The 10,878-nt window shown below is 54.5% G+C and carries 5 protein-coding genes; 4 read left to right on the top strand and 1 reads right to left on the bottom strand.

Translation table 11 applies throughout. The features are described 5' to 3' along the window. The first annotated feature begins 165 nt into the window (after positions 1 to 165). Both BBD41_RS12730 and BBD41_RS12725 read left to right on the top strand, forming a co-directional pair. Positions 166 to 657, top strand: a complete 492-nt coding sequence (locus BBD41_RS12730; RefSeq protein ID WP_099477804.1) for an RNA polymerase sigma factor — start codon at positions 166 to 168, stop codon at positions 655 to 657. Then, entirely contained in the window at positions 654 to 1,670 is a 1,017-nt protein-coding gene (locus BBD41_RS12725; protein ID WP_099477803.1) for a hypothetical protein, read from the top strand. The genes BBD41_RS12730 and BBD41_RS12725 overlap by 4 nt, the downstream gene beginning before the upstream one ends. 404 nt (positions 1,671 to 2,074) lie before the next feature. On the opposite strand, the gene BBD41_RS12720 is transcribed toward BBD41_RS12725, so the two are convergent. Then, positions 2,075 to 3,994, bottom strand: a complete 1,920-nt coding sequence (locus tag BBD41_RS12720) for a beta-N-acetylhexosaminidase (RefSeq protein WP_099477802.1) — start codon at positions 3,992 to 3,994, stop codon at positions 2,075 to 2,077. Between the two features lie 471 nt (positions 3,995 to 4,465). Between BBD41_RS12720 and BBD41_RS12715 the strand changes: the two genes are divergently transcribed. Together BBD41_RS12715 and BBD41_RS12710 are read left to right on the top strand one after the other, a co-directional pair. Beyond that, positions 4,466 to 9,460 carry a pullulanase gene (locus tag BBD41_RS12715; RefSeq protein ID WP_099477801.1) on the top strand — a complete coding sequence of 1,665 codons (4,995 nt, stop codon included), beginning with the start codon at positions 4,466 to 4,468 and terminating at the stop codon, positions 9,458 to 9,460. Positions 9,461 to 9,999: 539 nt separating this feature from the next. After that, entirely contained in the window at positions 10,000 to 10,863 is an 864-nt protein-coding gene (locus tag BBD41_RS12710) for an MSCRAMM family protein (RefSeq protein ID WP_099477800.1), read from the top strand. Positions 10,864 to 10,878: the final 15 nt, after the last annotated feature.

Here is a 10,878-nt window from a genome sequence, read left to right as displayed (position 1 = left end):
AATGAGCGCACATTCATCGTGCGAAATGTACGGCAGCTTCGCGCTGCTGGGAGGATTCGCCCTCAAAAGAGCTGTTCCCTAATGGGAACGGCTCTTTTTTTGTACCCAAATGTGACCGATCTGCGTCCATAACTGTGTTAAGGGTAAAAGGAGGTCTGAAACACCATGCAGACATATTCGCTCCGGCCGGGCGGGGATATTGCGGAAGCCTATGAAGTATACGGCGGCATGCTGTTCAAAATTGCGATGGTTTACCTTGGAAACAAGCAGGATGCCGAGGAAGCCATGCAGGAAACGTTCATCAAGCTGATGAACAAAGCACCTGTGTTCATTGACCGGGAGCACGAGAAAGCCTGGCTGATCCGGGTGATCACAAACCAGTGCAAAAACATGCTGTCCAGTCTGTGGCGCAAACGGGTGACCCGCATGGAGCATATGGACGATTACTTCGAGGAGCCGTCGGAACGTCTGCTCATGGATCATGTGATGGGCCTGCCTTTTAAATATAAGTCGGTTATTCATCTGTTTTATTACGAGGATTATTCGGTGCGGCAAATCGCCGGCATTCTCCAGATCAGCGAATCTGCCGTCAAAATGCGTCTTCAGCGCGGCAGAAAGCTGCTGCGAATGGACCTGGAAGGGGAGGAGTGCCCATGAACCGGAAGGATTACAAGCGACTGATCGATCGTATAGAGCCTGATCAAGGATTGGAGGAACGTTTGATGAGTGGAATTCGGGACAAAGAGCAAGAGAAGCATTCGCCGATAAAGAGGAGCCGGATCGGCATGGCTGGCGTCGGCGCAGCCGTTATGCTAGGCATAGTGCTGGTCATATCGATTATATGGCACACGGAGAATGCGCCTGTCGCGGAAGCGCCTGTTGTGACGCCGGCCGTGAGCGATGGCCAGGATGCACAGCCCGGGATGGAGGGGCCTCGGGACCCGGCCGAAGCGGGATACGAGCCGGTGGAGATCCCTGCGATCGAGCTGCCGAAAGACGACGGCGTCATGATGGATATGATCGGCCTGGTCGTCTATAAAGGCAACATTTACACCCAGACGGGGACGCAGATCACGGCCGAGACGGCCAAGCAGCTGCGCGGCGGGAAGCTCGGCAGGTCGACGGCAGGCATTACGGAATGGAGCACGCAGGCGGATTATACAGAGCTTGCCTCCACCATCGGCGAGACGGATATTTACGCGGTACAGGGGTATGATGAGACGTTCCGGATCATGTCCTATGAAGAACACGACGGTCAGGTTTTTGCCGATCTATATGAGCATTTGAATGGCATTACCGTAACGCGGGGCGAGGATATCGCGGGCAAGCTTAAGCTTGACGGCCGGATCACCTCAGCGCAGTGGCAGGACTTTGACAGCTGGAACATGGGGGAGAACCGTCTCCAGGAGCTGCCCGCGGATGCTTCACTGGATGCTTTCATCAAGGCGTTATATGAGGCAAAGCCGGTTGCGGAGAACCAGCTGATGGAAGCCGGAATATACGATGCCGGTTCGGGTGAACAGAAATTCTTATATCTGAACCTGGAGGATGGAACCAAGGTAGAGCTGCGGCTTTTCAAAAGCGGACCTTATGCAAAATACAGCCATGCGCAGGTGTTTTTCGAAATGGATGCCGAGGCCTTCGGGGCGCTATGGGATCGCATGAAGTAGCGTAAAGGGAGTGCCTTTGATTATAGGAAACGTTGACTTTATGAAAAAAGAGCGACCCTTGGGGCCGCTCTTTTTTTGGGTCACTCGTTGGATGGACCAGCCCAGCTGATGCAAATGGGTTGAGTCACCGCGGATCTGAAGCCGCGGATGAGACGCTGGGTTCAACGGATAAGCCGGTTTAACTTTGATTCGAGGTGATTCCATGTTGGTCCAATGTTGGTTCAATGTCGGTTCAATGTGGTTCAATGTTGATTCAATGTCGATTCCATGTCGATTCCATGTTGGCTTGGTGGTTGGCCCATTGTTTGCTCAATGATGTTGGCTCACTGCTGCGGCATGAACAAGAGGTACGCCCTGGTAACCCGAGGGCCTTCGGCCTTCGTGTCCATTCGGAGTTTGCCGGATCAGAACGGATTCAGCACATGATAGAATACGTTTGGCGACGCCATCCGGTAATAGTGGCTGCACCAGCCGACGCCTTTGTGGTTGAACCGGTTGGTGGTGCTGAACACGAGCCGTTCCTGCTCCAGCTCCTCGAGCCGCGGGATTCGTCCGTCCACATAATCAAGAATGCGGAGCGATGCGGTGTCCAGGCGGGTGAGGACGCCTCCGTAGCGGATATCGATGACCTCCCAGCCGAAAGGTTTGAACATCCGGTGCCACTGAATGCGGTGTGAGGCGCGCAGGTCGCGGACGGCATCCGCGATGGCAGGAAGCACGCTTTTGGCGATATGCCGCAGCGACTCGTGGTCCTTGGCATCATAGGCACGCTTCAAGGTGATGCCGATTTCGCTTTTGCGCTTCAATACGGCGCTCAGCTTTTCCGGCATGTCGAACAGATAATCCAGCCCGGCACCCGGGCTGCGCTTGTCGCGAATGCGCTGCTCCAGCTCCGCGTAATGGTTCGCGAGGTCCAAGCCCTCAATCTGCTTGTCGAATAAACCGAGAAGCACATCCTGGTACAGCAGAAATTTCGACGGATTACTTTGCTTGGCATTGTTCGGCTCCTGGCCCGGAATTTCGTCCAGGTCCTTGAGCAGCAGAAAGGTGTCCATCTCGATGCCCGTGCAGAATTTCACACGTTCGGCCAAGTGGGCCTGGGAAGGCTTTTTCTCCGAGTAGGCGTGCTCCGCGTATAACTGAAGGCCCAGCAGGGCCGCGAACGGATTGCCCTCATTTCCGTCGTCTCCCCACATGGTTGCGTATACCTCGCGGATGCCCTCCTGCTTACACACCTGCAATGCGACATCGGATGCGTTCAGGGAGAGGCCGTAATTGACGCCGAACGTATTGAAAATCCACACCGCGCCGGCAAAGACGAGATTGCAGCCGAGGGGACGGTGATTTGCGATCAACTTCTTATAGTCGCCCGGCTCCATATGGGTATAGTCCCAGTACACCATGTCCACGTCCTTCGGGATGCGGCGGGCCATCTCTTCCGGGATCGAGGTGTCCTTATCGTAATATGCCGCATCGCCGCCTCCGCCGGAAGCGAGTTTGAGGAACATGTCGCTCCACATCATCGGCTTGAGTCCGCGCTTGCGGACGGCAGCCAGCACTTTGTCCAGGTGCGCGATCATGATGTCGAAGCGGCTCTCATACCCGTTCAGGTCCAGATACTTGCCTCGACCGAGTTCCTCCGCCTCGTCCATGCCGATGTGGATTTTCTTGCTGCGGAACGGGGCGCTGGCTGCTTCAATCATCCGTTCAATAAGGGAATCGGTTCGCTCGCTGCCGACGAGCAGCGCTCCCTTCGTATCGCGGTAGTGCTTGATCGGCTCCCACTTCAGGAACTCCTCCAGATGCGCCAAGGTTTGGATGCTCGGAAACGCCTCAATGCCGAATTGATCGGCATAGTCGTCGATTTCCCGCAGCTCCTCCTGCGTATAGCGGCCCCGCATATATCCAAAATAGGGCTCGTCCTCGATCCCGTACGTATCCTCCATATACAGCATGACGGTATTCATGCCCATTAAGGCGAGTTTATTCAGCATCAGCTTGAAGCTTTCTACCGTGAGCACTGCATTGCGGGACAGGTCGAACATAGGTCCGATCTGGTCGAATCGCTGTTGCTCCCGAATATGGAAGGCTTCGCGATGTCGGCTGTGCTGAACGAGCAGGCCCAATCCACGGAAGAATTGATGCTTCGCTCCATAGCGGATGTAGGCGTGGTCCGCTTCGCGGCCGGCCTCCAGATGATCGCCCTCCGACTGTCCGATGCGGACAGGAAATCCGTCCTCACTCAGCTCCACGCCAAGCTCATGCAATAATATCCGGGCGCCGGATTCAATATCCGCGGTTAGGCCCTCGAAACGTAATTTCATCGAGATCGTCCCCCTGTTTCACGATTTTCACGTCACAACATTATATCATTATAATGTTTAATGGTATTGCAATCGTGGGCGGAAAGCAATAAGGATTTTTTTATGAGGTTTGCAGGATATGGGAGACCAATTCCCGATTTGAAACATAGGACCGTGCTTATTATGAGGATTAATAAAAATTGGCTTTATCAAACGATATACTCCTCACATTTTGTTCAGAAATGAAGTAAAAGAGTGGTTGACGTTATCTTGGAGCGATACTACAATAGACATGCAAACGTTTCCATAATCATCGCTTTCAAACATGAACCTATGACAATGTAACTGAAGGATCAGCATATTTCACCAGCCGTTGTCGTGGAATGTCGTCAGCTTTGAGGGTTGAAAGCCCTTACTTATTTATGCAAGCGTTTGCGCAAATGATAGCACTCAATTCAAGTATGTACATTTAACGACAAAAGGAGGCTTTTGATGATGAGTAGGGCCGTATTGAACCCGGCAATGAAACGAGCGTGGTCCATCCTGGTGATACTATCCTTGGTGCTGTCCATGCTGGGCATCGCTCCTGCAACGGTACATGCGAACCAGCCGCCAAGCAAGGTGGTCCTCGTCGGCAACCTGCAAACCAAGCTGGGTCATGACAAGGAATGGGATCCTGCGGCGGACGCAACCGAAATGACCGCCACCGGGGACGGTGAATACCGTCTGACGGGGGTACTGCCGGCAGGAACGTATGAGTATAAAATCGCGATCGATGGCGATTGGAACGAAAGCTACGGATTCGACAATTATTCGAATCGCAGTGGTGCCAAGAAGGGCGACAATATTGAGATTACACTCGATAAGGAGACTGAGGTTACCTTCTACTACCATCATGGCACGCATCGGATTGCCGATTCTACATATTACAAGCCGCTTGCGGCGGACAAGCTTCCGCGGGTCATCGGCAGCTTCCAGACAGGCATCGGCGAAGCCGCCGATTGGTCTGCTTCGGATGCGCGGCTCCTACTGCAGGATACCGATTATAACGATGTCTATACCGTGACGGCAGACGTCTACGGCGGCGATCACGAATACCAGATCGCGCTTGGGGCAGATTCCGCCGCGGACGTTTATCCGGCAAGCAAAGAAGCACTCAAGCTGCCAGAGGACGCTGAGGTTACCTTTGCTTACAACGCGGTGAATCACAGCGTATCGGCAACCTATCAAATTCCGCAGCAGCCGGCCAATCCGGATGACCCGATCCCTGCCGATCATATTCGGGTTCATTACAAGCGGGTGGACGGCAATTATCGCAATATGGGGCTGTGGGTTTTTGGCGATGTCGCGTCGCCGTCTGCAAATTGGCCGGCGGGTGCGACACCGTTTCCTGACGGGCAAGTCGACCAATACGGCGCTTTCGTGGACATTCCGCTGAAAGCGGACGCCAAGAAGGTCGGCATCGTGGTCGTTGACCGGGTCAGCGGCAGCAAGGACGGAGGCGACAAAAACTTCGCCATTGCAGCCCCGGAGATGAAGGAGGTCTGGCTTAAGGAAGGCTCCGATACGGTATATCCGTTTGAGCCGGTGGACCTGCCAGCCGACACCGTACGGGTTCATTATCAACGACAGGACGGCAACTATTCTTCGTACGGCTTGTGGCTATGGGGCGACGTGGCCGCGCCTTCGGAGAATTGGCCTGCCGGCGCGACGATGTTCCCTGCGGGTCAGACGGACCGTTACGGGGCTTACGTCGACATTCCGATGAAGCCGGATGCCCAGAAGATTAACTTTATCGTGCTGGATCCGTCGAAGGGCGATGCAGGCAAGGACGGAGGCGACCGCGGTTTTGCTTTGGTTGACCGCTACCAGCATCTGTTCTTGAAAGAGGGAGACAACACGGTTTATGTATCTCCATACGGAGAGGTTGCAACCGGGCTGGTCTCGGCCGAAGTACTGGCGCCCGGCAAGCTGCGTCTTGGTTTTACAATGACGGACGGGCTGGAAGCCGGCGCTGTCCAAACCGAGCTGCAGATCCGCGACAAAGGCGCCAGCACGGTCAATGTCAGCAAAGTTAGCATCCTTGACGGGATGACGATCGAAGCGGAGGCTGACTTTACGCTGGATCAGGTGCCGCTTCAGGTCACCTATGCCGGGAAGACCGTAACGGCCTCCACCGGCTGGCGCATGCTGGACGAGATGTACGCCTACGACGGCGATGATCTCGGCGCGACCTATCAAGGCGGAGGCGCCGTGCTGAAGCTGTGGGCGCCGACGGCGGACAATGTGACGGTGAATGTGTACGATAAAGGAGACGCGACGCAGCTGGTTGGAAATGTACCTCTGCATAAGGGCGATCGCGGCGTCTGGTCGGCGGAGCTTAGACCGGGGGATCTCGGGATTGCCGATTTCAGGGGCTATTACTACCAGTACGAAGTGACCAATCAAGGCGTTACGAAGAAGGTGCTGGATCCTTACGCCAAATCGATGGCGGAGTTTCGGGTCAACACGAAGGGCGAGGCAGGGCCGGACGGCGACACCGTCGGCAAAGCTGCGATTGTGGATTTAAGCGGGACAGACCCGGCCGGGTTTGACTTTGCGGATATCCCGGGATATGAGCAGCGCGAAGACGCGATTATTTGGGAAATCCATGTCCGGGATTTCACGTCCGATCCTTCGATCGAGCATGATCTGAACAATGCGACATGGGGATCGTACGATGCCTTCAAGGAGAAGCTTGCTTACATCAAATCCCTCGGCGTGACCCATGTTCAGCTTCTGCCCGTTATGGCATGGTACTACGGCGACGAGACTGCCATGAAGAACCGGGAGCTTGAGTACTCTGCGAAGGACAACGAATACAATTGGGGCTACGACCCGCACAGCTATTTCTCGCCGGACGGCGCTTACTCGGAGAATCCGGCCGACCCCGAGCTTCGAATCAAAGAGCTGAAGGCAATGATTCATGCGATTCATGAAGCGGACATGGGCGTCGTTCTCGATGTCGTGTATACGCATATGGCCAAGGCCGATTTCCTGAACGATATCGTGCCGAATTATTATTCCTTCCAGGATGCGAACGGCAATTTCATCGGCGGCTTCGGCAATAACCTTGCCACCAACCGCAAGATGGCTGAGAAGCTGATGGTGGATTCGGTGAAATACTGGTTCGAGGAGTACAAAATCGACGGCATGCGCTGGGATATGATGGGGGATGCCACATATGAATCCGTCCAGCACGCGTATGATGCTGCGGCTGCGATCAATCCGAACGCGCTGTTTATCGGCGAAGGTTGGGTGACTTTCGGCGGGCATCTGTCCGATCCGTCCCTGGCAGGCAAAGGCGCTGACCAGAACTGGATGGATAAAACGGATGATGTCGGCGTATTTTCCGATGAGTTCCGCAATGAGCTGAAATCAGGCTTCGGACACGAAGGGGAGCCGAGATTCATTACCGGCGGAGCCCGGGACATCCAGACGATCTTCAACAATATCAAGGCACAGCCTAGCAATACGAAGGAAGACGATCCGGGCGATATCGTGCAGTATATCGAAGCCCATGACAATCTGCCGTTATATGACATTATCGCGCAGTCCATTAAGAAGGATCCTTCCGATCCGGCCAATGACTCGGAGATCCATAAGCGGATCCGGCTTGGCAATCTGATCACGTTAACATCCCAGGGAACGGCGTTCCTCCATGCCGGGCAGGAATACGGCCGCACCAAGCAATGGAAGGGGCAGGGGATTCCGGAGCAGAAATATCACGAATTGTTTGATGAGAACGGCAAGAGCTTCGGCTATTTTATTCATGACTCCTACGATTCCTCGGATGCGATCAATATGTTCGACTGGGCGAAGGCAACGGATGAAGTCCAGTTTCCGGAGAACAACAAGACGCGTGAGTACACCACAGGCCTGATTGAGCTTCGGAAATCAAGCGACGCATTCCGGCTCGGTGACCGCGGCTTGGTGGATTCCAATGTGACGCTGCTGCAGATTCCGGAAGTGAAGGCGCAGGATTTGGTGATCGCGTACAAAAATAAGGCAACGGACGGCACCGGCTCCTACTATGTGTTCGTGAATGCCGACAACCGGGAGCGTTCGCTGACGCTGAGCGAGGACTTGACCTCCGGGCAAGTGCTTGTGGATGACGATGAAGCCGGCACGAGCGGGGTCACATCGAAGTCGGGGTTCACGCTGACATCCGGCTCTATTACGTTGGAGCCGTTGACCGCGGTCGTTATTAAGATGAACGCTGCCACGAACCCAGGAGGCAACGACGGCGGCAGCCCAGGTGCCGGCTCCGGCAGCGGTTCAGGCAGCGGAGATGGAGGTGCCGGTGGCATTGCTCCGCCGACGAATCCGGCGAAGCCGCAGCAACCGGAGGCGGGTCAGCGGATCATCAGCGATGACATGCTGAAGAGCGGACAAGGCAGCGTAACGATCGGACTGCAAGCAGGGGACAAGGAGATCCTGCTGCCGCTTCAGGCAGGTGATTTGCTGGGCTCGAAAACGCTGGAGCTCAAACGGGAAGGCTTGGTGGTACGACTTCCTGCCTCAATCCTGAGTTCGCTGCAGAAGCTGGTACCGGCAGGCCAGGAGAAGAATGCCGTCATCTCCTTCACGCTGCAGGAGATCGCGCAGCAGAACGCAGATGCGATGACGTCTAAAGCGGCATCGTCCGTGAAGGCCAAGATCAAGCGCGGCAGCACAATGTTCGACGTTCAGCTCGCCGTCAAGCTGTCCGACGGTACGGAATACAAGCCGGAAGCGTTCACTTCTCCGATTACGTTCGGTTTGGCTCTGGAAGCGGGCATCAACGCCAAGTGGGCAGGAATCTACCGGATCGCAGCCGATGGGGCTTTGACGTATATCGGCGGCAAGCCGGGTGACGGCCTTCTGACCGGGCAGCTTAACCAATCCGGCATCTATGCCGCCTATGAGTACGACAAGTCGTTTGCCGACCTTGCCGGCCACTGGGCGGAGCAGACCGTTAAGGAGCTTGCGGCTAAGCATATCGTGAACGGCACCAGCGAATCGACATTCAGCCCGCAGCAGCCGCTGACACGGGCACAATTCGCGGCGATGCTCGCACGTGCATTGCATTTGGAAGCGGATCATACCAAAGCCGTCTTCCGAGACGTAGACAGCTCGGCGTGGTATGCTTCCGCTGTCGCCGCCGCTAGCCAGCACGGGCTGGTGAACGGCAGAGGCAACGGGATGTTTGCGCCTGATGCCGCAGTGACCCGCCAAGAAATGGCGGCCATGCTTCTGCGTGCTTACGAGGCGAACGGAACAGCTCCTAAAGCCCCGGCTCCTAAGGATCAGGAGCAAATCTCGGCGTGGGCAGCGGAAATGGTGGAAGAAGCGCTGGCATACGGCCTGATGAAGGGACGCACGGACGGAAGCTTCGCGCCGAAGGATGCAACGACCCGGGCGGAGAGCGCCCAGGCGATCTTGAACCTGCTGAGCAAGCGGCAATAGGCTGAATTGGAATTGGGGGGATTCAGAGCAATCTTGCTCATGCAAGGAAACATTGGCGATGATCGTGCGGACGTCACCTTAAAAGCAGAAGAATAATGGACAACGGACACCCCTTGGGGTGTCCGTTTCTATTTGTCAGACAAAATAGGCGATTCCGCATTGGGGAAGCATTCTTTAATGACTGTTCGAATAATTGCTGGAACTCCGATGCTGAATCAGCTCGCCTCGAAGGTCAAGTCGATCACTGCTTTTTATGAGAGGTACGAGTGTGGAAAACAAGGGCATTCCGATAGACCGAATTAACCGGGAGCTTACAACCTAAGCGTGGAACTACAGCCAGTAGATCCGTTTATGGAGAGTTGAAGCTTAGCATTGAGTCATACGCTACGTCGAGCTCATCGATTGGAACGAGCGGACCAGTAACATGGTTGGCGGGCATCAGCGATGGTTCATATAGTAAAAGTCTGGTCAATAAACCAGTCGCTTATAAACGCAAGAGCATATATTGAGTTGAACGATTGGTGAAGGGAGGTAATGTTTTGCCGATTTCGGACTTGTATAAACTTCAACCCAGTGCTCCAGTTACCATAGACGGTCATGAAGAAGAGAGTGTCAATTTATCACTTCAAGCCTCGCCCAACACATCCGTTGGTATCGTGCAGGGTACAGTGCTGCTGCCGAATGGAAATCCGGTCCCCTTTGCTACAGTACAATTATATACTTCTCAAGGGGTGCCATTTGAGCATGTTAACAGCAACCCTCAGGGGCAATATATCATACCCAATGTTCCAGTAGGTTCTTATTTAATCACTGCAGCTGAACCTGGCTACCTGACACCTGTCCGTATTCCGCTAACAGTTACCCAAGGTCGCCCGACACAAGTTTCGATTACTTTACAGTCAAACCCTGCAGCAACGAGAGGAGCATTGTTTGGCATAGTAAGGAACGTTACGAATAATGAACCTGTGAATAACGCATTGGTTAGTCTTTTTCAAATTAATGGGAGTACGGTTACTCCGATCGGAACCGTGACATCCAACGCATCCGGGCAGTATTTGTTTGCTGAACTTCCGGATGGGACCTTTTTCGTTCAGGCTACCCTAGCCGGGTTTTTGTCCAATCAGAGTGCCCCTGTTACGATTCAAGGCCCGGAATATGCCCCCCTTGACATCAACCTGGCAGTCGATCCGAATGCAAATACAGGGACCGTAAGCGGTATCGTGACGGACCAGGCAACTGAAGCAGCGATACCCAATGCCCTGGTGGCGCTCTATGCGTTAAATGCAGGAGTGGAACAGATCGTCCAGATTACGCGTACGAATCAGGGAGGGCTCTACCTATTTGGCGATTTGCCCCCGGGAACCTATCGTGTGAAAGCGACCGTTCAGGTGAATACGGGATGAAGGAGACTAAAATTC

This window comes from Paenibacillus ihbetae (assembly GCF_002741055.1).
GTDB lineage: Bacteria > Bacillota > Bacilli > Paenibacillales > Paenibacillaceae > Paenibacillus_AQ > Paenibacillus_AQ ihbetae.
The sequence above is the reverse complement of the archived record's forward strand: the minus strand, read 5'-3'. Positions and strand labels throughout refer to the sequence as shown.